This window comes from Chitinophaga sp. (assembly GCF_017745275.1).
In the GTDB taxonomy this organism is placed as follows: domain Bacteria; phylum Bacteroidota; class Bacteroidia; order Chitinophagales; family Chitinophagaceae; genus Chitinophaga.
The window spans coordinates 214,745-237,509 of sequence record NZ_JAGHZS010000009.1 but is presented as its reverse complement, the minus strand read 5'-3'; the positions used below and the strand labels follow the sequence as shown (position 1 = coordinate 237,509).

17 protein-coding genes are annotated in these 22,765 nt (G+C 46.1%); 13 read left to right on the top strand and 4 right to left on the bottom strand.

Annotation, left to right across the window (positions count from 1 at the left end; translation table 11 throughout):
- The first annotated feature begins 1 nt into the window (after window position 1).
- The 5 genes from J7623_RS26060 (at window position 2) to J7623_RS26040 (ending at window position 7,667) form a co-directional block, all read left to right on the top strand.
- Window positions 2–1,672: a LamG-like jellyroll fold domain-containing protein gene (locus tag J7623_RS26060; protein WP_291926344.1), complete on the top strand. Its 1,671-nt coding sequence runs from the start codon at window positions 2–4 to the stop codon at window positions 1,670–1,672.
- Between the two features lie 26 nt (window positions 1,673–1,698).
- Entirely contained in the window at window positions 1,699–3,360 is a 1,662-nt protein-coding gene (locus tag J7623_RS26055; protein ID WP_291926341.1) for a LamG-like jellyroll fold domain-containing protein, read from the top strand.
- A gap of 254 nt (window positions 3,361–3,614) precedes the next feature.
- Complete coding sequence (locus J7623_RS26050; RefSeq protein ID WP_291926339.1) at window positions 3,615–4,814, top strand: hypothetical protein; 1,200 nt, start codon at window positions 3,615–3,617, stop codon at window positions 4,812–4,814.
- A 41-nt stretch (window positions 4,815–4,855) separates the two neighbouring features.
- Window positions 4,856–6,439 carry an outer membrane beta-barrel protein gene (locus J7623_RS26045; protein WP_291926337.1) on the top strand — a complete coding sequence of 528 codons (1,584 nt, stop codon included), beginning with the start codon at window positions 4,856–4,858 and terminating at the stop codon, window positions 6,437–6,439.
- Window positions 6,440–6,620: 181 nt separating this feature from the next.
- Window positions 6,621–7,667 (top strand): linear amide C-N hydrolase, encoded by a 1,047-nt coding sequence (locus J7623_RS26040; protein ID WP_291926334.1) that lies wholly within the window; start codon window positions 6,621–6,623, stop codon window positions 7,665–7,667.
- Window positions 7,668–7,693: 26 nt separating this feature from the next.
- Here J7623_RS26040 and J7623_RS26035 read toward each other — a convergent pair whose 3' ends face one another.
- The 4 genes from J7623_RS26035 to J7623_RS26020 all read right to left on the bottom strand — a co-directional run bounded on the left by J7623_RS26035 (window position 7,694) and on the right by J7623_RS26020 (window position 9,938).
- Complete coding sequence (locus J7623_RS26035; RefSeq protein WP_291926331.1) at window positions 7,694–8,182, bottom strand: YdeI/OmpD-associated family protein; 489 nt, start codon at window positions 8,180–8,182, stop codon at window positions 7,694–7,696.
- A 40-nt stretch (window positions 8,183–8,222) separates the two neighbouring features.
- The gene (locus J7623_RS26030) at window positions 8,223–8,750 is read right to left on the bottom strand and encodes a DUF3237 domain-containing protein (RefSeq protein WP_291926328.1); all 528 of its coding nucleotides are present in this window, start codon (window positions 8,748–8,750) and stop codon (window positions 8,223–8,225) included.
- Between the two features lie 34 nt (window positions 8,751–8,784).
- Window positions 8,785–9,642, bottom strand: a complete 858-nt coding sequence (locus tag J7623_RS26025) for an RNA polymerase sigma factor (protein ID WP_291926326.1) — start codon at window positions 9,640–9,642, stop codon at window positions 8,785–8,787.
- A 62-nt stretch (window positions 9,643–9,704) separates the two neighbouring features.
- Complete coding sequence (locus J7623_RS26020) at window positions 9,705–9,938, bottom strand: hypothetical protein (RefSeq protein WP_291926323.1); 234 nt, start codon at window positions 9,936–9,938, stop codon at window positions 9,705–9,707.
- A 288-nt stretch (window positions 9,939–10,226) separates the two neighbouring features.
- Between J7623_RS26020 and J7623_RS26015 the strand changes: the two genes are divergently transcribed.
- The 8 genes from J7623_RS26015 (at window position 10,227) to J7623_RS25980 (ending at window position 22,715) form a co-directional block, all read left to right on the top strand.
- Complete coding sequence (locus tag J7623_RS26015; protein WP_291926320.1) at window positions 10,227–10,838, top strand: RNA polymerase sigma-70 factor; 612 nt, start codon at window positions 10,227–10,229, stop codon at window positions 10,836–10,838.
- Window positions 10,822–11,955 (top strand): FecR domain-containing protein, encoded by a 1,134-nt coding sequence (locus J7623_RS26010; protein WP_291926317.1) that lies wholly within the window; start codon window positions 10,822–10,824, stop codon window positions 11,953–11,955. Before J7623_RS26015 ends, J7623_RS26010 begins: the two co-directional genes overlap by 17 nt.
- Window positions 11,956–12,030: 75 nt before the next feature.
- Window positions 12,031–15,726, top strand: a complete 3,696-nt coding sequence (locus tag J7623_RS26005; protein WP_291926313.1) for a SusC/RagA family TonB-linked outer membrane protein — start codon at window positions 12,031–12,033, stop codon at window positions 15,724–15,726.
- Window positions 15,727–15,748: 22 nt separating this feature from the next.
- Complete coding sequence (locus J7623_RS26000) at window positions 15,749–17,239, top strand: RagB/SusD family nutrient uptake outer membrane protein (RefSeq protein WP_291926310.1); 1,491 nt, start codon at window positions 15,749–15,751, stop codon at window positions 17,237–17,239.
- A 25-nt stretch (window positions 17,240–17,264) separates the two neighbouring features.
- On the top strand, window positions 17,265–18,089 hold the full coding sequence (locus J7623_RS25995) for a hypothetical protein (protein WP_291926307.1): 825 nt from the start codon (window positions 17,265–17,267) through the stop codon (window positions 18,087–18,089).
- A gap of 176 nt (window positions 18,090–18,265) precedes the next feature.
- Window positions 18,266–20,437 carry a carboxy terminal-processing peptidase gene (locus tag J7623_RS25990; RefSeq protein WP_291926305.1) on the top strand — a complete coding sequence of 724 codons (2,172 nt, stop codon included), beginning with the start codon at window positions 18,266–18,268 and terminating at the stop codon, window positions 20,435–20,437.
- A 28-nt stretch (window positions 20,438–20,465) separates the two neighbouring features.
- The gene (locus tag J7623_RS25985) at window positions 20,466–21,653 is read left to right on the top strand and encodes a TlpA disulfide reductase family protein (protein ID WP_291926303.1); all 1,188 of its coding nucleotides are present in this window, start codon (window positions 20,466–20,468) and stop codon (window positions 21,651–21,653) included.
- Window positions 21,654–21,728: 75 nt separating this feature from the next.
- On the top strand, window positions 21,729–22,715 hold the full coding sequence (locus J7623_RS25980; protein ID WP_291926300.1) for a TlpA disulfide reductase family protein: 987 nt from the start codon (window positions 21,729–21,731) through the stop codon (window positions 22,713–22,715).
- Window positions 22,716–22,765 lie beyond the last annotated feature (50 nt).

The window sequence follows — 22,765 nt, the reverse complement described above, 5'->3', positions numbered from 1 at the left end:
GATGAAAAAATTATTTCCCCTGGCAGGCTTGCTGTTGTTGCTGGCAGCCTGTTTCAAAGAAAAAATGGCCGTAGTGGATGCGCCGGTGGATATCAATCCGAACGATACCACCAGTGCGCCGGTTACCACCGCCGTGAAACGGAAAGTACTGTTCATCGGTATTTCCGGTGTTCGCGGAGATGTGATGCGTAAGGCGCAGGCACCTCATATGCTGGGACTGTTGCCGAACGCCATCTACAGTTTTGATGCGTTAACGCAGGCGCCTACCAACAGTGGCGCTACCTGGTCTACATTGCTAACCGGGGTATGGAGCAATAAACATGGCGTTACCAGCAATACTTTTTCGGGTAGTAATTTTACCCGTTATCCTATTGGCCTCAAATACCTGAAAACACTGGCCCCCCAGCTACGCACCGTGTCTGTACAGTCCTGGTCTATCCTGAACAGCCAGTTGTTTTCCCAGGCAGATGTAACGGTGAACCTGCCGGATAACGATGCCGCAGTACGCGATACAACGGTGAACCGTATCAAAACGGACAATGCTGATATCATCGTGGCAGGGTTCAGCGGCGTACAAACCGCCGCGCATCAGAGTGGCTATGGCCCGGATGTAGAAGAATATATGACGGCAATTACCACGGTAGATGGCTATGTAGGTGATTTGCTGGCGGCGGTCAACAGCAGGCCTGATAAAGATAAGGAAGACTGGCTGGTGATCATCACTTCCGATCATGGAGGCATCGGCAACAAGGAAGGAAGCAACTCTTTTGAGGAACGTAATATTTTTACGCTTTTTGCGAATGCGAAGTTTGCTAAGCATGAAGTAGTGCCGCCACTGAATTCGCTGAAAGCTGTTCGTTATGCAGCTATCGGCGATTACAGCTATTCCAGGGACCCCTTCTATGATTTCGAACGTATTAAAAAGTTCACCGTAGCTATATCTGTAAGGTCGTCCACATTTGCTGGCGGCGATCCTCCTTTTATCGGCAACAAGAGCTGGGCGAGTGGAAACAATGCCGGTTGGTTGCTATGCCCGAAAGGCAGTGATAAATGGAAGTTTCAGGCCGGTGATGGGGCGGGTGGTGCCCGTGTAGACATTACCTCCAGTGGACCAGCTATTACGGATAATCAATGGCATACCGTGGCGGTAACGATTGACCGCAGCAGTGCACCGGGCACCGTGGTGCTTTACCAGGACGGAGTGCAGGTAGGTACCAGCTCCCTTAATAACCTGTCGCCGTTTGCCCCTGCCAGCGATCTGAAACTGGTGGTGGGAGATGATATTTCCGGTACTTATCGCTATACAGACGGGAACTGCGACTTTTCGCTGGCCAATATTCGTATATGGGACACCGTTTGGACAAAGGCAGATATGGCGAAGTATCGTCATTGTGATACCGTACAAACCGGCAATCCGTATTACGACCGCATGATAGGCTGGTGGAAGGGAATCGAAAATACCGGCGGTACGCTAAAAGATGCCGGCCCGCTTAAAAAGGACCTGACGTTTAATAATGCACCACAGTGGGTAGCGCAGGAAATTGACTTCTGTAATACGGCCATACCGGCGCCGGTACCGCAAAGCGTGGATATCATGCCCACCTTATTATCATGGCTGCGCATCACCGTAGACCCGGGATGGAACCTGGATGGTATTTCCTGGCTGCCTTAATTTATCAGTGACCTTAAAGATTTATCATGAACAGATATATATTATTGCCCGTTTTTGCCTGTGTCCTGTTCTTCATGGGCAGTTGTAATAAGCCGGAGTTATTTGATCGCAAGGTAACACCTGATTCGCTACCGCCTGCCATTAAAAAGAAAGTGCTGGTGATTGCAATAGAAGGCGCGCGGGGACAGGTAGTGCGGGATGCCGCGGTGCCTAACATCAAATCTTTATTATCGAATAGCGTATATAGCTGGGATGCAGTAACGGATACGTCTACACGCGATGCAGCCGCCTGGGCCAGTTTATTTACCGGCGCAGTCAACTACAAAAATGGAGTAACAGGCGCTGCTTATGCAGGTAATAACCTGGCAGCCTATCCTTCTTTTGCACAGCGGTTGGCAGACAGATCACTCAATATTACCAGCATCAGCAGCAGCGCTTCTTTCAATGATACGCTGGCAGGGGTAACCAGGTTGGTGAAAACGATTGGTGATGACCTGGCAGCAAAAGATTCCGCGATAGAACGCCTGCAGCACAGCAATCCAGATGTGCTGGTGGTAGCTTTCAGTAGCGTGAATGCAGCGGGTATAAACAATGGATTTACGGCTAACGCTACCGCCTATACGGATGCTATTCACCAGGTAGATGCCTACATCGGTGAAATATTGGGTGTACTCAAAAGCAGGAGTAATTATAACCAGGAAGACTGGCTTATTGTGATTGGTTCCAACCATGGCGGCACCGATGGAGGCACCTACGGTGGCAGCTCTTTCCCGGAGCGCAATAACTTCCTGTTGTATTACAATCAGCGCCTTACCGGGCAGGTATTGGAATTGCCGCCGGTGAACGTACCATACGAGGGTAGTTTCCCGTTTTTTTATCGTAAAGATGGAAAAGACCACGCAGCCTATTCCAATGATCCGCTCTTCCACTTCGGTGCTACACAGGACTTCACCATTGAGTTTAATATACAAACGACCTACGATGGAGATGATGACCATGGCGTAATTGCCAATAAAAACTGGGGGAGTGGTGGCAACATTGGCTGGGTGATTTATAAAACCAATGGTAACCTCCGGTTGAACTATAAAGGCGCCAGTGCCTCCAGGATTGATGTGCGCAATGGCCCTCCGGTAGCGGATGGCAAGTGGCATCATATCTCGGTTACCTTTGACAGGAAAGGGGTCGTGAGCTTTTATAAAGATGGAAAATTTTTTGTGTCTGGTCCCAGCATCAAAGACATGGGGACGATAGATGCAGGTTTACCTTTCGTAGTAGGTACTGATGGTACGCTGAACTATGGTTATAATGGCGCTAATGGTTCCGGTGATAACTATATCGCAGATATCCGGGTCTGGAACAGTGTACTTTCTGAGTCGGTGATTTATGACTGGTCGTTCAGAACGATAACCAAAGCGCATCCCAACTATGGTTCGCTGATCGGCTATTGGAAAGCGAATGAAGTACCTGCGGGCAATTTTATTAAAGACGACAGTCCCAGTGGAGCAGACCTGACTATCTCCAACGGTTTGCGCTGGGATGCAAAAAAAGATATCCTGAATCCTTCTGATGTGGATGCCACATTATTGGTGCCTCATTCTATGGATCTCGCGGTGAATGTGCTGGCATGGATGGGAGTGAAAATGAAATCGGAGTGGATGCTGGATGGTAAAACTGCGATTGTACAGTAATAGCCGTTATTAAATATGTGAAAGCCCTGCGCAACCGCGCGGGGCTTTTTTTGTTCTGTGAGCTTATCTATCTCCCGAAATATAAAAAATAAAATAATTTTTACATTACATTTAAATGATGGTGCATGGTAGCAGGTGTACTTGAAAAGTTGGTGGTGTGCCGAGTGAAGATGAAAAAATAAATATCCCCATGGTAATGCAAATTAGTAATCCAGTCATTGTACCCTTGATACCCAAAGACAATTTGTAACCGCATGAAGCCATTCCTCTTACTGAGTATTTTTGTATGGATGACCACACTTGCCTTTTCGCAGAAGCGGGATAGCACCTGGACTGGCGCGGCTAAAGGCATTGTACGGGATTCTACACACGATTATAATTTACCGGCGGCCACATTAGCGGTTTACCTGGTGAAAGATTCCAGCTTAATCAGTTACCAGTTATCGAATAGTTTCGGGGAGTTTCATTTTGCTGCACTGCCGGTGAAACAACCGTTGCGGATAGTGGTCAGCTATATGGGTTACCGCAGCTTTGTAAAGAAATTTACCATTACTGATAGCGAGGTGGATTTAAAAACGCTGAACCTGGAGCGGGGTGAAAATACTTTGAAAGAAGTGGAAGTAGTGGCAGTTCCGCCGGTGCAAATGAATGGCGATACCCTCGAATTTAACGCGGATGCTTTCAGGCTGGATCCCAATGCCCAAACAGAAGATCTGCTGCGGGTATTGCCCGGCGTTACACTTTGGGGAGATGGTACTATCACCATTAACGGGCGCGAGGTGAAGAGTGTATTAGTGGATGGGAAGCCTTTTTTCGGCGGTGATAAAAGAGTAGCTACACAAAATATTCCGAAAGATGCCGTAGATAAGGTACAGGTATATCAAAGAAGCAAGAACCCGGAAAACCAGTTAGACTCTGTTACCGAAGTAAATATTAAACTCAAAGCCAATAAGCGCATGGGGCATTTTGGAAAGATGTCTGCCGGCTATGGTTCCGATAAGCGCTTTGAAGCAGATGCCAGCCTCAACTTTTTTTCGCCCGGGATACAGTTAGGCATCGTAGGTGCCGCCAACAATATCAACAAAGAAGCGGCCAGCGCAGATGAGTTGTTGCGTAACAGTACATTTAAAGGCGTAGGTGCTGGAACAGAGTACCAGACAAGATTTAACGCATCGGGCATTAACCAGCCGAGATCAGGTGGCGTGGTGTTTCAACGTGACTTTATACCTAATCCCGATTACAACCACGAGAACCGGCTGAATATGAGTTATTTCCTAAAGAATAATGTGAATGAGGTGGCGGGTAATTCAAAAACAATTACTTCGCTGGGAAAAGATAGTACACTGACACAGGATGATCAGTCGGGCAGTCGCTCTACTAATACCAACCATCGTTTTTCATCGAGATACGATAAGCTGGAAAACAATAATCGCTTTTACGCGGGGCTGCTTTAAATGCTGACGCCACGCATGATAACAGCAGCAGTGAAAGTAGTGTGTATAATGGCGAGCAGGTATTACAAAGCACCAATCATGAGCGCAATCAAAGCAACAGCGATGCTAAAAGCCTGGCATTGGAAATTGGTACCAGGCATATGACGGCCGGAGACCAACGGAACCGGCGCCCCCATCAGTACCAGGTTGACTATTCTTTTATTGCTGCCGGTAACAATACTGACAAGCTGCAACAGAGCCAGTTTACGGCGGTGGAAGATCCTTCACAAAACAAGCTGTTTGATCGCCGGTATAACATGCGTAGCAACGATGTTAAACAACACCTGGGAACGACGATAGGAGATTTGTCGATATGGCTGTTCGGGCGTTTATTGCGGTCCATGCGAATGGAGCTGTATAACAGCCTGGATGTAAATACACATCACGAAACCAACGAGGTAGCGGACAAAGACAAGTCAAAGGATACGTATATCCTCAACCGTTATTTAACAAACGACAGCAGGTATACTATCCTGGATGAAAAGCCTGCTCTGAACCTGAACAGGAGCTTTTCAAAGTGGTTACCTAACCGCTATTCAAAAAACTGGTCGATCCAATTGTCCGCCCAGGCGCAGTTTTACCAGCTGCAAAATCACTCGGACCGGGATTTTCAAAATATCAATCGTAGTTATCGGCGGTTTATACCCACTGCTGACATCAGCTATAGTAACTACCAGATGGGAGCATTTGTAGATAATTATACGATGAAGTTCGCCGCCAGCAGTCAATACCCTACTGCCTCACAGTTGGTGCCACTGGTGGACAGTGCCAACCAGTATTATATCCAATACGGCAATGTGGCATTAAAGCCGGCAGATAAGAAGGAGTTATCGTTTGGGTTCAATCATTTTACCATCGACAGGCACAGTGATTTTAATTATAACCTCGGAGTGGACATTGGCATGATCAATAACAGTTTTGCAGATAGCAGTATCACCGATCAGCAGGGACGTAGCCGGCATTACCTGGTAAACGCAAACGGCAACCGGTATCTGAACGGGCGTGGAAATGTAAGCAAGTCATTCAAATTGAAAGAACACCAGTTGCAGGTTAGCGCGAATACCTTTATACAGATTAACAGTACACCTAATAATATTGGTGGTATTTGGAATACTTCCAATAACAGGATAAGCAATAGCCAGCTTCAGCTGTATTATTCTTTTAAAGATATTTTTTCTGCTATCCTGGTGCAGCGCTTTAGCTGGTACCATGCGAAACAGGATGGCATTAATGCGAATGAGCTACGTAACCGCACCAATGAAACCAGTTTCAGTGCCAGTGCTAACTGCACGAAACGTCTTTCCCTGAGCAGTAATATTAACCTTAACCAGAGCAAGGCTTCCCAGTCGCGTGCGATCAATTTTACGATCTGGAATGCGTATGCGTCTTATCGTTTTATGAAAGGAAACAACCTGGAACTGAAGCTGTCAGCTTTGGACCTGTTGCATCAGAATACCAGCATTATCAATTACGGTAGTGCCAACATTATCAGGTATGGTACTACCAGTGTGTTGCAACAGTATTTTATGGTGGGGATAGGGTGGTATCCGCGGAAGTTTGGAAAGAGGAATGCGGAAATGGAATAGTATAAATGAAGAAATGTATAAAAAGGAAATCCCTCTACAACTCATTTGGAGAGGGATTTCCTTTTTATATAAACTACCGGTAGTTGCCCGTACATTGTATTAGAAGCGGGGGAAGGAAAACCAGTTGCTCATCAAAACTTTTTAGCAGATTCCTTGTTTAGAGAAGAAAAATGATGTTCACATGAAACACTTCTCTTTCACAGTTGTCATATTGGTAATGTTATTGGCAGTTACCAGGCAGGCGCGCGTAGAAGCCTGCACAAGAGCAGTATATAAGGGTCTTGATGGCCTGGTTTTAACGGCGCGGTCAATGGACTGGAAAGAAGATATTAAAACCAATCTCTGGATCTTTCCGCGCGGAATGTCCCGTAATGGTGAAACGGGGACTAATACAATGAAATGGACTTCCAAATATGGAAGTATCATCGCATCTGCATATGATATTTCCAGTACAGATGGTATGAATGAAAAAGGGTTGGTAGCCAATTTACTCTGGTTGGCGGAGTCCAAATATCCTGAATGGGATCACCAAAAACCGGGACTGACCATCGCTGCCTGGGTACAATATGTATTGGATAATTATGCAACGGTAAGTGAAGTGGTGACAGCTATGAGAGCGGAACCCTTTACCATTGTAACTGACAATGTGCCGGGGATGGAGCGCACGGCTACCCTGCATTTATCTATTTCAGACGCTTCCGGCGACAATGCTGTTTTTGAATATGTGGATGGAAAACTGGTGATCCATGAAGATCCAAAGTATACAGTGATGACCAATTCGCCTGTCTTCGAAAAGCAGTTGGCATTGGAAGAATACTGGCGGGAAATTGGAGGCACTGTGATGTTGCCGGGTACAAACAGGGCGGCTGATCGTTTTGTACGGGCGTCTTTTTATATTGATGCCATTCCTAAAACAGGAGATATGCGCCTCGCCGCTGCCAGCGTTTTTAGTGTGATCAGGAATTGTTCTGTTCCATTGGGGATTTCAACGCCCGATCAGCCCAATATTTCTTCTACGCGGTGGAGAACAGTGGCTGATCAGAAGAACCTGGTATACTACTTTGAATCTACTATTACGCCTAATACTTTTTGGGTAAATTTTAAAGATGTGAATTTTTCAGCCAATGCACCGGTGCGGAAACTGATGTTGATAAATGGGGAAACGTATGCGGGGAATGCGGCGAAATCATTTGTGGACAGCAAGCCATTTAAGTTCCAGGGGTTGTAATGCTGCTGCTGGTTGGGAGTCGTAGTTTATTTATTCCTTGTTCCCAGGTAACTTCTTCCTGCTGCCAGGTGATTAATGGCGTCTGCCATCCGCTGTATCCTTGCTTCAGGTACGCTTACCTCCATTATCCATTGCAGGCACCTGGTCTGTTCTGCCCTAGGCAGGGCGTTGAAGTTGCGCAGCGCATCAGGTTCATCCTGCAGGCATTCCAGGAAATCTGCCGGTATAATTTCCTGTACAGGATCTAATGAGTAGAGGAGCAATTTTACCTGCTGGCCTGCTTCTTTTTTGATATGTTTCCTGATGGTGGCATTAACGGGTAGCATCATCACCCCATTTTTAATGGGCATAAGATTACAGGGCGGTAATTCATACTGGTCAATGAAGCCGCGGACCTTACGCATGCCAAAATAGCCCTGGCTTTTAGGCAGGTTGGGCAGCCGGATAAATGTCCAGCCACCCTTACCGTTGAAACGTTCGAGTAATACTTCCGCATCAATGAGTGGTGTTTCCATATCTATGCAAAGGTAGTATCAATGAACCAATCATTCCTGCTTATTTAATAGTGTAAATGCGATAGATCAATTTGCCTGGCGCCGGAAAGCGGCCCACACCAACGGCTACGGTATGATTCAGCCATGCATATTTGGGTGCACTGGTTTCAAATACAGGTACAGATCTGAAGTAATAATCGTTGGGTGAAAGTTCATGGGCTTTTCCCTCCTGCATTAAAGCAGCATTTTTTCCACTGGCATAGCTGTAGCCGGTATAAGTAATGTAAATCAGGGCGCCGTCATCCGTTTGAATAGTAGCGCGAACGTCCATTTTAAAAGTGTTGGAATCAACTTTAAGTCCCCATTCTCCACCACAGTCAATAATTTTACCATTGATGTTATCACCTTTGATAGCACCGGACTTGAAGGGGAAAATCAACCGGGTACCTGTTAATACAGGACCAATTACCTGCGGCGGATTCAGACTGAGTTCCAGGTCAAACAAAAAGGCTGATTTAAGTTCCTGTGCCTGCATCCGGATACTAAAACAGGTAGACAAAAATAGAATCAGACAGCATACTTTTTTCATGTGTGGGTTTTATTTTGTAAGATGAAATAACGATTTAATGCGTTTTGGCTGCGGGCGCATCAAAGAAGTCACTGACATCGCCGATCGCCGTGCGGGTACATCGCATAATAATATCCTGCAGGTCTGTACCGGAACTATGCAGGGGATCAATGGCTTTCACTAATATTGTTCTCAGGTGAAAGAGCTCCGACCGGTTAAATTTTTTGGAGGCCTTTACCAGCTCCAGTTTCATTCGTTCTTCCTGTTGATTTTGTTTGGGATTGAATATGCCGTTCAGTTGACTGCACTGGTCGCAAACCCCATTTTTATTCACCAGTGCACACCGGTTTTCAAAGATGCCGGTCAGCGTATTGCGGGCATCATTTAGCAGATGTTTAACTACGCCCTCCGTTTTATCCAGGATCAGACACATTTCTTTAACCGGAAAATCGTAGATGTCTTTTAAAATCAGTGCCACCTGGTTTTCTATGGGTAGGGTTTTTGAGATACAGGTGAAACAAAAGTCGATGTGTTCTTTCATCTCATAAGTGCCGGTAGGACTGTTCTGGTGTACCAGCATAAATGATTGCTGGATATCCATGGAACCTATTGCCAGTGCGGCTCCCTGGTCTTGTGCATCGGCAGGCCATCTCTTCATTTTTTTCAAATGATCATAGGCAAGATGGGTGGCTATTTTAAATACCCAGGTTTTGAGGGATGATTCCTGTTGAAAGGTGGATATTTTGTCGAATGCCCTGATGAAAGTATCATGCATCAGGTCTTCCACGTTGTTGCGATCCGTGAGTAACCGGTACAGGTATGATTTCAGCGGATGTTGAAATGTTGCGAACAGGGTTTGAAAGGCATTGATGTCGCCATTTAAGGCCTGGCGAAGGAGGTCTTCTTTTTCCATTTGATCCGTTTTATACTGTACAGTAATAGGAGCGGCAGGTGTGCTGCAATCCTGTAAACATATTATAATAAATTTATTTTACCGCCATCAAAGCCGATAATATGACTATTAAAGGGGCTGCCATTTTCAGCAACCAGGAAGGCCGCTGTTTTGTCCGGATTTGTTGGTGCTGGATCCAGGTTTCGTGCAGTTACGTACACTTTGGCGCCATGTTGGGCGAATGCCCGGGCAACGGTGCCGGCTACTTCTCCGGACGCCGCAAATACAACGGCTACTTCGTCTTTTAAGTTGTTCATTTTGCTATGCTTTATCTTTTTGACGATTGAGCGGGGCAAAACGGTCGGGTTTTTAGAAAATAATCCGGAGAGACGGTTTCCCGGCAGGTTTGGGGGCGGGTAAAAATTTTTTAAAAAAATTTCACCCGCCTTCACCCGTTTTTTTATCTTCTATTGTCTTTTTAGAAGAAGGAAACAGGTTAGGGAAGAAAAAAAGAGGATCATTTGAACGCTACGGCCACCATCGGGGGGAATAGTTCGGGAATTTTTCAATACTTTGTTCGTGGAAAAGAAGATACAAAGTGTATTATGCATCAACCAGGATCGGACGAAGCCGTTTCTTTTGAGGAACAATTCAGGCTTCATTGTAAATATTTGTGTGCGGTAGCGTATCATATGGTGAAGGATGAGGAGATCGCCATGGATATTGTGCAGGATTTCTTTCTAAATTATTGGAAGAAACGGGATGTGCTGCAAATCAGGCATGACTTCCGCAGTTATGCGGCGTATGCTATTCGCAATACTACACTCAACTATCTTAAAAAAAATGGCAAATTAAAGTTAATGGAAACGCGCCTGATCGAAGAGTTGATGGAATATGCACCGGAAGAAGACCGGACGGAAGAGGAGCGGCGCAATGCCGCCTTGTGGGAAGCCATTAACCGCTTACCGGAACAGCGCCGTCGTATATTCCTCCTCAGTAACCATGATGGATTAAAATATAAGGAGATCGCTGAGGCGTTGGATATTTCTATTAATACCGTGAAAACACAGATAAAGCTGGCCTTACAGTTTATGCGGAAAGAGTGTGGGTGGATGGTGAATGCCTCTTTCCTGGTTTTGTTTTTAAGAATGATCACGGCTTTCACCCTTTTTTCGAAATTGTTTGTCCTAATTACAAGTTATGATGCATACAAATGACAATGATGATAAACAGATAGACTGGGACAAGCTGCTGGAAGTGCTGGATGGCAACGGTTCCCTGGAAACGCTTAATAAAGAGGAGCGGGAGATGCTGGCTGCCACCATGGATATGCAGGTAAGGTTACATGTGGATAAATTTTCAGAAGATATACTGTGGAACCGGTTTGTAGCAGCAAAGGAACGGAGTCGTATCCGTCGTATGGTAATCATCCGGCGGCTGATAGCAGCGGCAGTACTGGTACTCACAGTTGGTGCCGGGCTTTGGATGCTGGCGCCATGGCGTAAGCATCGCCCCGCTGAACTGGCCAATGCGCTGCCCTCCGGCAATATATTACTGAAACGTGGCGGTGGCGTATTTACCCTGGGTACCGGTAAACAATCTATTCCGCAGGGAGCCGGCGCCCAGATCGAATCGGATTCTACTGGTATCACGTATGCCCCCAAAGGCAACGCTCCGGAAGTGGCGCCACTGTTAGATACCCTGGTGGTACCACGTGGACGTCAATACGGACTGGAATTATCTGATGGCACCAAGGTGTGGCTGAATGCCGCTACCACATTGGTATACGCGGAAACATTCTACGGCAGTACACGGGATGTATATGTAACGGGGGAGGCCTACTTTGAGGTAGCCCAAAATTCACATCAGCCTTTCATTGTGCACGTTGACGCACTATCCATGAAAGTGCTGGGAACAACGTTCAACGTCAATACATATGAAACGAATGTAGTCACTACCCTTGCCAGCGGTAAACTCCTGGTAGCGGTGAATGACCACCAGGTAACGCTGCAGCCCGGGGAACAATCTGTTTACAACAACGGCGCACTGAGCAAACATACCGTTGATGCCAGCGCATTTACCGCCTGGAAAGATGGTGAGCTGTTCTTCGATGATGCGCCGATGTCCGATATCGCGAAAGTATTATCACGCAACTACGAATACAATTTTGTGTTCGACGATCCGGCCGCCGCGAAAATGCAATTTACACTGGGAATGCATAGCCCTGTTTATTTACAGGATGTACTCATTCAGATTAATAGAAGCAGCAACGATATTCAATTTAAAGTGGAAGACAGAACAGTGCATGTAACAATGAAGAACAATAAGCCATAGTCGTTTTAAAATCAACCATCATGTAGATTTCAGGCAACAGTCCGTTGCCCTGGTTAAACTATAATATCAGCCAAAATGAGAAAATCAACCGCGCTATCCTTCATTAAGAGGGATGTGAAATGCTTTGTCTTGTACGGTCCTTTCCTGCTATTGCTGTTGTTGTTGAATACAGCAACCCGTTTGCATGCGCAGGATAATTCAGGACAGGAAATTTTGTCGAGACGAATATCGTATGAAGCTAATCACGCCTCACTCAGTAAGGTATTGAAGGACATCCGTGAAAAAACAAAAATACGTTTTACCTACAATACTGAGTTGGTAGCCCGGCAGGCGGCAGTGACGGTGAAAGCAGACAATGTGACACTGGAAGCATTACTCAAAGAGGTATTGACTAACACCGGGCTTATGTTCAGTGTGGCAATGGATGGTATCATCATTTATGAGCCCGACAGAAAAGATAAAAAGACAAAGGAAGGAAGAGTCATTCAGGGCAGGGTTACCGATAATATCGGTAACCCGTTGTCCGGTGTAAGTATCAAAGGTCTTAGTTCCAAAGAGATGACCGTTACCCAGGCGGATGGTACTTTCTTCCTCATCCCCTGGCTTGGTGAGCAGATCAGTCTTTCCCGCGTGGGTATGAAAACGATCACCTACCGGATAGGCCAGGAATCTATGGGGCAGATGGTATTTAAAATGGATTCAGTAGTGCAGGAGATCAAAGAGGTGATTGTAAATGGATATCAGAAGATAGATCCCCGTTTATTTACGGGTGCCGTTACCAAACTGACAGCCGCGGAAATTATGCAGCCGGGAATGCCTACTATTGATAAAATGTTACAGGGGAAGGTACCCGGACTGATGGTAATGAATACTTCCGGTAGCGTGAATGCCAAGCCCACCCTGCGTATCAGGGGAACGTCCACGTTGCTGGGTAATGCATCGCCATTATGGGTAGTGGACGGGGTGATCCGTCCGGAGCCGGTGGATGTTTCCAACGCATTGCTCAATAACCTGATTGGTAGCACGGCACAATCCGGCTTTGACGGTGCCGCACAATCTAACTTTGACATCATGGGGAACGCCATTAGTGGAGTGAGCCCATTTGATGTGGAAAGTATCACGTTTCTGAAAGATGCGGCGGCTACTTCTATCTACGGTACACGTGCGGCGAATGGAGTGATTGTAGTGACCACTAAAACGGGAAAAGCTGGCCCTATGCAGATAAGCTATAATACAAACCTTTCCTTTCAACAACGCCCTAACTATAACCGGTTGCACCTCATGAACTCAAAGCAACGCGTGGAACTTTCCAGGCAGTTGGAGGAAGATGGGGTTACTTTCTCAGATCAATATAGCGGATTCGAAGAAACCGTTTCCTATGAAGGACAGCTACGTGCTTTGTATGCCAGGCAGATCACAGAAGATCAGTTCAATCGTAATGTGGCCCAAATGGAAACACGTAATACCGATTGGTTCAAAGTATTGTTCCGGAACCAGTTCAGCATGCAACATAACCTGAGCATGAGCGGTGGTGCAGGCAAAACTACCTATCGGGCCTCATTTGGCTATGCGGATCAAAAATCCAGCGCAATAGGTGACGGCAATAAGAAGTACAATGCGTTAATTAATCTTCAGAGCCAGGTAGGAAAGAAGCTGAATATATTTGTTTCCCTCAGTGAAAACTACATGGAAGCCAATAGCTTTTATCCTTCTATTTCGCCAATGTCTTATGCTATACAAACCAACCGTGCTTTTAGCCCGGACATCTTCTACCCTATCAGTCGCGGAGTGACGCTGAATAATGAAGGGCTTGGGTCATCCACCCAGGAGCTTAGACCCGTGATTAATCCGCCACTGGTGTTCAACATGCTGAATGATATGCAGCATACGTTCAACAATGGTAAAACGCAGGGTACTACTGTGTCGGTACAGTTAGATTATAAATTGCTCAAAGGACTAACCCTGCGTAGCAACGCCAATGCGGTGATTAACAGTTCGGAAGGAGAGGTAGGGTATGATCAGCAGTCATACGCAGCGTCGCTTATGCGGGGATGGAACATGGACTGGTCCGCTTCGGCCCCTGACCTGGCGGTCCAACTTACCCCGCTGCCTGTAGGAGGAGTAGTGACGTTTAACAATCAACGGTCCGTTACTATGTCTATCACCAATAGTATTGATTATAGTGTTGGTTTGTTTCATGACCGCGACCTGTTCAACGTTAGCCTGAATCACGAAATGAGTTCCACCAGGATCAACGGCACAACGAATACACAGGCAGGATACTTTCCGGAAAGAGGAAAAACTTTTTTTGCTTCGCCTGTAGGCAGACGGCTCATCAACAACCAGGTAGAATTGGACCAACGTAATAACCGGTTAGGCGTTTTTGCCACTGCGGGTTACAATATGGCGGGTCGTTATACGGTATACGGCACTATCAGAACAGATGGTACCAATCGTTTCGGCCAATATACCAACTCAAAATTTTTGCCTAACTGGGATGTTTCCGGGCAATGGAACGTATCCGGGGAGAAATGGTTTCCTACCAAAGGAATTAGTGCACTACAGATCCATACTTCCTATGGAACACAAGGCAATGCCGTAACATCGGTGGGGCCCAACCTGATAGCCAACTACAGTACTAATGCACAGCTCAACAGCCGGACCCAACTGCCATACATGCGGATAAAATCATTGCCTTATCCTGATCTCCGGTGGGAAAAAACCTATCAATGGAATATCGGAACGCAGATTGGTTTTTTCAATAACCGTCTGACAAGTAGTTTCGACTTTTTTACCAAACACTCGGTAGATTTACTCGACTACGTAAATATTCCGTACGAATATGGCCGGAGCACCATGTTCAGAAATAAAGGTGTAATTGATGGCCAGGGCTGGGACTTGTCTGTAAACATAGTACCGGTAAGAAGGAAAAATACAGAATTCTCCATCACCGTAACAGCTTCCAGGGTGACAAGCACACTGGCGAGTTCAGTGAGCGAACCTAGCCTGGCCAGTTTGTTTGATGGCTCCGGGCGTTTACCCGGCAGACCTGTAAGCGGTTTCTATTCTTACCAGTTTACCGGTCTGAGTCATACAAATGGTATCCCGCAGTTTGGCAAACTTAACATGAAAGGAATCACCAGTAATCCCGATGATATCCTGGTATATTCAGGACAAAGTCAGCCTAACGTGTATTTGAACATTTCACCCACTTTCCGCTACAAATCACTGTCTGTAACCAGCGCCTTCTATCTCAGCCTGGGTAGTACCAAGCGTTTAAACAGCCCATTTGTAATGGGGAATGATTATAACTCAGTGCCTTCGCCTTATGCAAATACCCCGATCAGCTACTTTGACCGCTGGCGCAAACCAGGCGATGAACTGAAAACAAATATCCCGGGTATTGTGAGTGATGTTCCCCGTACAGAATGGCCAGCAGTACCTTACTATGTAGCTACAAGCTCCACAAGTACTACTGCCACGGCAATTTTCGTCAATCCTTACGCCGCCTATAATCTTTCAGATATAAGAACAATTAAAAACAACTACCTCCGTTGCAATATGTTGGCGGTGAACTATACGGTTCCTGCCAGGTATATGAAGGGGAAAGGTCTGAAGAATCTCACCATGGGCTTTAACGTAAATCACGTTTTCGTGATTGCCAATCGTAAACTGAATGGACAAGATCCGGAAGCAAGCGATTTCAATTCCGGGTACAATGCGCTGCCGCTTGCCAGAACGTATGCGTTCTCTCTGAGTGCTGCTTTATAATGTAAACATTCAAATTGCTGACATGAAAAAAATATTGCTCGTTATAACAGGTGCCCTGTGCATGATGTCCTGCAAAAAATTCCTGCAGGAATATTCCCAAACTGACCTGGTTCCTAAAACGGTGAGTGACTACGGAGAAATATTATATTCAGATGGTTATCCCCCTCAGAATGCCGATTTACAAACATGGAGAACTTTCCTGGATGATGATGTTCAGTTTTATATGTCGCCCGCAAATGCTACCGGTACTGCTGATAATCTCGCAGGAAGTTCCATCTTTCAATGGCAGCCGGACTTTGCTGCAAAGTCTATAGCAGCCGGGATTAGCGAAGAAAAAATAAATACATGGGAAAAGTATTATCATTATTTGCTGGGCCCCAACGTGGTGCTGCAGTACATTGATAATGCCCCCGGCGCACAAACAGAGAGAGAGCAGTTTAAAGGAGAAGCATATGCCCTGCGTGCATTCTATCACTTTATGCTCGTAAATCTTTATGCAAAACCATATAACGATTCTACTACCACACCAGATAAAAGCCCGGGTATTCCCATTAGAATCACCGCCAATCTTACTGATGCTCCGCTACCCAGGAACTCGGTGAAGGAAGTATATAACCAGATTACCAGCGATATTGACAGTGCCATCTTTTTGTTGGATAAGAATAAGACTACCACATCGCCATTCCGCATTTCTTTTGTAGCAGCGCATTTGCTCGCCAGCAGAATTTATCTGTATATGGAGCAATGGGATAAAGTTATTCAACATGCGGATATCGTGTTGGCATATAAGCCCATGCTCATGGATCTCAATACCTGGGGAGGCTCACCGGATCCAGACAACAAACCGGTTACAGGAGCAAAAAATGTAGAAAGCCTGTTCACCTATGCGGGGTCGTCGGAATATAGCGAAAGAGGCATGGCGAATACCTATAGTGTGTCAGCCGACCTGGCCAGTTGCTACGACAGCACTGATCTCCGCGCACAGATTTTCTTTTTTCCTGTACCTGCATTCCTGAAACCTTATTTCGCCCCGGATTATTCGTGGCAAAAAGGACGAATTCAAAGTTCTGTTCCGGAGGACGGTATTTCCTGGAGAACAGCCGAAGCATATCTTAACCGTGCGGAGGCATGTATCCAGCAGTACAAAGCCACCGGTGATGCAAGTGCTGCCAATAAAGCACTGGGTAGCCTCAACACACTCCGTATGAACAGGATCGACAAGTCATCTTTCCAACCCTGGACCATACGCCCCGCTGATACCCTGTTACAGATGTGCCGTACCGAACGCAGAAGAGAACTGTTTTCGGAAGAAAACCATCGCTGGATGGACCTCCGCCGCTATGGTATGCCTTCCATCACACATATTTATATGCCTGATCTTACCACGACACAAGTGTTCCGGCTTAAAGCACGCGATCCTTTGTACGTACTGCCGATACCGGATGATGTAATTGCCCGCAATACTTCACTGGTACAAAACCCGGTATATATTGGAACCAGGAAACCTGAATAAAATTTTTAACCGTAAAAAATCAGTGATGAGAATATATTTTCTGATAGCAACGCTCGCGATATTTACTGCCTGCCATAAAGGAGCCGATCTCACACCAGACCCGGTGAAACCCAGGTATACGCTGCCACAGGGCCATCAGAGCTATGATGATACGATTGTTGCTTTCCATAAGCAATATGGTAGCTATATCCTCTATAAATTTACACAACACGATTTCGATTATAATTATATCGACAAAAGAACAGACACCGCCTCTATGGGAGATACCGCTTATATCCCGCAGGCACTGGCCTTTCTGAGAACGCAGCTTTTCAATGGCTATCCGGAAACATTTCTGCAAAAAACAATGCCGTATAAAATATTGTTAGCCCGCCATATCACAGATACGCTGGGAGTGTTAAAAGACTGTGCAGCTACCAATAGCATGATCGCCTTCGGTTGTACCGATAGTACGCTATCTGCCAGGACAGCTGCAGAACTGAGATTGCTGCGGGGGAAACTTCACCGGAATTATATGGAACGTGCCTATCGTGTGTCTGCTATTGCTATACCCGATGATTTTGCGGCCAGCGCACCAAATTCCTATGGCTCCGTTGGAAATGACAACAGGTACAGCCTCGGAGTAGTAGACACTATTGCCAATTACTCGCAGCTTAACCTGGCTACCGATTACCTGGCATATATAGAAATGATTACCAGTTATTCCTATACGGAGCTTACCACTCCGGGACATCCGCTTAGCCCGGATGTAGATGTAAACGGACTGGTGATGAAACGGTATAATATCGTTGTTAATTATTTCATGAACCGGTACGGTGCCGATTTGCAGGCTATTGGCAACCTGCCTTAATATGTCCATCTTCATAAGATCTATAAATGTTATTCCCAAATGGTACCTCCTTTCCAGGAGGTATTTTTTTTTGAGAGATATTCTTTTCCCGTTACGGCTACTTCACCCTTTTTTTTCGAATGGTTGTCTTTAATACAGAAACGCTAACATCAATTATCAGCCTTAATTAGAAGAGTATGAAAGTTTGCCAGGGAACGAAGATCCTGTTGTTGTTTGCTGCTGCCGCATTCACCGGATCCCGTGCGATAGCTCAGTCACGGCCGTCAATACCAATTAATATACCGGCACAGCCAACCAGGCCGGTTATACCACCCATCATGGAAGTGAGCCAGCCAGGTTATCGCGGTGCCGCTATCGCTTCCGCATTCCGGAAAATAAAAAGAGATCATTTTGATTTTAAAGGAGTGAATGACACCTACAGCCAACAGGTATGGGAAAAATTTATTCATGTACTGGATCCTAACAATGTTATTTTTTTACAGGAAGATATTCAGCAGTTGGGTGCCTACAAAAATTCGGTTGATGATGAAATAAATTCAGGCGCCAGTACCTTCTTTGATGCGGCCTATGCTATTTATAGCAAACGTATCCGGGAAACAGAAACCATCTGCATGCGTATCTTACAACAGCCATTCAATATGCAGCAGAAAGAATCTGTAGACGTAACCTGGAATAAAAGCTGGCCATTCCCGGCTAATGAACAGGCTCGTGAAGACTTATGGCGCCGTTACCTGAAATACTATACCCTGCGTCATTATATGGAAGGAGATACCAGTGCTGCGCAGCCGGTAAAAACATTCAACAAGGCACTCGAAGCCAAAGCACGTGAAACCGTACGCAAATGGTACGCAGAGTATTTCCGCCAATGCACATCGAAAGATGCAATGAAAGAAAAGTTCGCGCAATACATGTCCGTGGTAGTAGGAGAAGTAGATCCGCACTCCTCTTATACTGCACCGGATGATCGCTCCTGGACGGAAATGCTCACCAAACGGTATTACGGTCTGGGTATCGAATTGGGCGCCAAAGAAGCGGATTTTATCGTGAAGAGAATGATGCCCGGAGGCACTGCTTACAAAAGCGGGGAAGTGAAGGAGAATGATATTGTTGTAGCTATCATGGATAACCATGGTGTAATGGTACCGGTGAACGGCATGGACGCTTCTCATGTTACCTCCATGATCCGCGGTGATAAAGGCACTTCTGTCACCCTCACACTACAGCAACCCGGTGAACAAGCCCGAACCGTTACGTTGAAAAGAGATGAAGTACTTGATACGGAAAACAGGACCCGTAGTGCACTGATAGAGAAAAACGGTAAAAAATACGGCTATATTTATCTGCCCAGTTTTTACCTTGATCCCACTGGAACCGGGTTAAAAGGTTGTGCCAATGATGTGTGGACAGAAATAGAGAAACTGAAAGAAAATGAAATAGATGGTATCATCATGGATCTCCGGGGTAATCCTGGTGGCGCACTGCATGAAGTAGTGCGGATGTGTGCCGGCTTCGTACCTTCCAGCCCTGTTTCCTGGCTGCGTTCAAAAGATAGCCTGCAGCAGTATACTTCGCCTGATATAACCCCTCTCTATGATGGTCCGCTTACCGTGATGGTGGATGAGGGCAGTGCATCTGCCTCTGAGATATTTGCCGCTGCTATGCAGGATCTGGGTCGTGGTATTATCATCGGTACCAGCTCTACTTTTGGTAAAGGCACCGCGCAATCCGGCTTCCCAATGGGTAAACTGGGAGATGCCGCCAAAAACATACCGGATACCGCTTATGGTACGCTGAACCTCACCCTGCAGAAATTCTACCGCATCTCCGGTACTGCTACGCAATTAAATGGCGTTACGCCGGATATTATCCTGCAAAAAAGAATGTCGCTCGAATCCATTATGGAGAAGGATTACAGCTCAGCATTGCCCAATGATACCCTGCAGTTGCTGCCATTTGAAAAAGTAAAAAGTAAATACGATTTCAGGAAAGTAATCCAGTTGGCAAATGATCGTGTCAAAGCTACACCGGCACTGATGGACATCGACAATACCATGGCGCAATTGAAAACACTTCGTAACAAAACAATGTTGCTCAACCTGGAAGATTTCAGAAAAGAGTACAGCGCATTATCTGGTTGTGAGAAGCGGATCCAGCAAGACCGACTACTACCGGCAGGGCATACGTTGAATGTACAGCCTGCACTCCTGCGCAGTATTAACCCGGCTACCCTTAAAACAACACCCGGAGAAGAACTTCGCAGCAAAGAGTGGCTGGAAAAACTCAGTAAGGATATTTATTTGGATCAAACAGTGTCTGTACTGGAAGATATGCTGGCGAATCAGTTATAAACACATAAACTCACTAAAAGCACCGTATATGATTAAGAAATTTCTTTTGTTGCTTCTTTGTGCCGGTAGTCTGCAGGCATTGGCGCAGGAACAACCACTCGTGTTCAGGAATGATAATAAAAAAGTTGCCAGGATTACTGCAAAAATAGACAAGCTGCCAAATGATACCATGGTATACCTCTATGAACCCTACTCCGGTGATGTGGATAGCGCCCGTATCAAAAATCATGGTTTCAACATCAATATGCCTATGCCTAAAGGCGGCAGTATGTATATTCTTGTGATCGGTAGCGCTTACGCCACCGCCAATACTGCAGCGGTGATGTACGTGGAAGATGGAGAAATGAAAATTACGGGCAAAGGAGATGGTCTCACCGGTGCAAAGTTTAGCGGTAGTTCCTGGGTAAAAGAAAGCCAGGAAGTGATGACGATGGTGAGCGGTGAAAAAGGATTGGGTAAAGAAGTGGAAGATCTGCACCAGGCTTTCGACGCAGCCAGGAAGGTGGGAGATGAAGATAAAGCAGATTCTCTTTGGAAGAAAGCGAATGTATTAGACAGCATCATGCACCGGCAGTATGTAAAATGGATCAAAGCCAATCCCAACTCTGGTCTTACCGGTTATCTCCTGACCTGCTATTTCACCAACAATAAGGAAAGAGACTCGCTTTACGAAGGACTGGGAGAACATGCAAAGGCATCCCGTATCCTGATGCGGTATAAACACCCGGGTAAAATAGATCCGTCTCCAATGAGTCTTGGTTTCAGTGATGAGGCATCTGCCAATCCATCCAACCGTCCTAAAATAGGTGCTGATGCCCCTGGATTCACCCTCGCAGATGTGAACGGCAAAGAAGTATCACTGGCTGATTTTAAAGGGAAATATGTGCTGATCGATTTCTGGGCCAGCTGGTGTGGTCCCTGTAAAGGGCAGATCCCTTTCCTGAAAGCGGCCTATGAAAAGTATAAAAACAAAAACTTCGTGCTCCTCGGCGTTTCCCTTGATTCTAAAAAAGAAGCCTGGACAAAAGCAATAGACAAGGAAAAACTGGACTGGCTGCAGGTTTCCGGGCTGAAAGGTTGGGGTGATCCCGCTGCTGCAGTATATGGAGTTACCTATATCCCCTCCAATATCCTGGTAGACCCAAGTGGAAAGGTAGTAGCGATGGACCTGATGGATGATAATCTCGACAAAAAATTATCCACCACTATACAATAACAAAAACTATTCTTAAAAAACAAACAGCGGCACCACGCTACAGGCGTGGTGCCGCTGTTTAATCACCTTACTGTTATGAGAATATCACTGTTAAACATCGTCTTCCTGTTGTTGTTACCCGTGCTGGGCATGGCAGCTGAAGGTTTCGTGATCAAAGGAAAAGTAACAGGTGTGATCAGTGGCACTGTGGTGATCACACGGTTTATTCATCTTACGCAGGATGAAAAAAACGAAGAGATACCACCCAAAGTGCGCATCACGAATGGTGAGTTCATCTATACCGGCAAGCTGGAGCACCCGGCACTGGTGGAGTTGAAAGTAAGCACCATGTCTATGTACGTATACCTGGAAAATACGAGCTACAGCCTGGATTGCAGCCTGGATTCCCTGTCTGGTACCAAACTGAAAGGAGGCAAACTAAATGACGACTGGCAACAGTTCCAGGATACGCCACGCCCCTCGCTGGAGTATATCAAGCTTCATCCCAACAGTGAGATAGCTGCCTATCTCGCACTGAGGGATCATACCAGTACGCTCGAAAAGGCCACGGCAGCCCGTGCCCTGTTAAGCCAGGAAGCGCTGAACACCTGGTCCGGCCAGCGACTGGATATTGCCATTGCAGCCCTGACAAAAGCCAGTACGGGTAACGCTTTCCCGGATCTGGCAATGACGGATGCCAAAGGCCGGCCTTTTCCTGTAAAAAGTCTTGCCGGCAAAATAGTGGTATTCGACTTTTGGGCCAGCTGGTGTTCGCCTTGCCGCGCATACATTCCTACACTACGAGAGCACTATAAAAAATTCAAAGCGAAAGGCGTGCAATTTGTGAGCATTTCCGTAGATGATGATAAAGAAAAATGGCATAAAGCCATGCAGGAACTGGGGATGGAATGGATGCAGACGCTCGCCGCCGGCGGATTCCAGGATGGTAAAGGTGTGAAGGAAGCATTGCATATCTTTTATATCCCCCACGTGATTGTGATGGGCAAAGACGGAAAAATCGCCGCATCTCTCGACTATTCCAAAAAAGATCAATTGGAAAAAATACTGGAAGGACTGTTGTAGCAATTAGCAGTTAGCAATTAGCAGTTAGCAGTTAGCAAGTACAGCGGAGA

What these genes read in the sequence shown, in the direction of transcription:
- J7623_RS26060 (WP_291926344.1), top strand. Translation starts at nt 2, where the DNA reads ATGAAAAAATTATTTCCCCTGGCAGGCTTGCTGTTGTTGCTGGCAGCC.
- J7623_RS26055 (WP_291926341.1), top strand. Translation starts at nt 1,699, where the DNA reads ATGAACAGATATATATTATTGCCCGTTTTTGCCTGTGTCCTGTTCTTC.
- J7623_RS26050 (WP_291926339.1), top strand. Translation starts at nt 3,615, where the DNA reads ATGAAGCCATTCCTCTTACTGAGTATTTTTGTATGGATGACCACACTT.
- J7623_RS26040 (WP_291926334.1), top strand. Translation starts at nt 6,621, where the DNA reads ATGAAACACTTCTCTTTCACAGTTGTCATATTGGTAATGTTATTGGCA.
- J7623_RS26035 (WP_291926331.1), bottom strand. Translation starts at nt 8,182, where the DNA reads ATGGAAACACCACTCATTGATGCGGAAGTATTACTCGAACGTTTCAAC.
- J7623_RS26030 (WP_291926328.1), bottom strand. Translation starts at nt 8,750, where the DNA reads ATGAAAAAAGTATGCTGTCTGATTCTATTTTTGTCTACCTGTTTTAGT.
- J7623_RS26025 (WP_291926326.1), bottom strand. Translation starts at nt 9,642, where the DNA reads ATGGAAAAAGAAGACCTCCTTCGCCAGGCCTTAAATGGCGACATCAAT.
- J7623_RS26020 (WP_291926323.1), bottom strand. Translation starts at nt 9,938, where the DNA reads ATGAACAACTTAAAAGACGAAGTAGCCGTTGTATTTGCGGCGTCCGGA.
- J7623_RS26015 (WP_291926320.1), top strand. Translation starts at nt 10,227, where the DNA reads ATGCATCAACCAGGATCGGACGAAGCCGTTTCTTTTGAGGAACAATTC.
- J7623_RS26010 (WP_291926317.1), top strand. Translation starts at nt 10,822, where the DNA reads ATGATGCATACAAATGACAATGATGATAAACAGATAGACTGGGACAAG.
- J7623_RS26005 (WP_291926313.1), top strand. Translation starts at nt 12,031, where the DNA reads ATGAGAAAATCAACCGCGCTATCCTTCATTAAGAGGGATGTGAAATGC.
- J7623_RS26000 (WP_291926310.1), top strand. Translation starts at nt 15,749, where the DNA reads ATGAAAAAAATATTGCTCGTTATAACAGGTGCCCTGTGCATGATGTCC.
- J7623_RS25995 (WP_291926307.1), top strand. Translation starts at nt 17,265, where the DNA reads ATGAGAATATATTTTCTGATAGCAACGCTCGCGATATTTACTGCCTGC.
- J7623_RS25990 (WP_291926305.1), top strand. Translation starts at nt 18,266, where the DNA reads ATGAAAGTTTGCCAGGGAACGAAGATCCTGTTGTTGTTTGCTGCTGCC.
- J7623_RS25985 (WP_291926303.1), top strand. Translation starts at nt 20,466, where the DNA reads ATGATTAAGAAATTTCTTTTGTTGCTTCTTTGTGCCGGTAGTCTGCAG.
- J7623_RS25980 (WP_291926300.1), top strand. Translation starts at nt 21,729, where the DNA reads ATGAGAATATCACTGTTAAACATCGTCTTCCTGTTGTTGTTACCCGTG.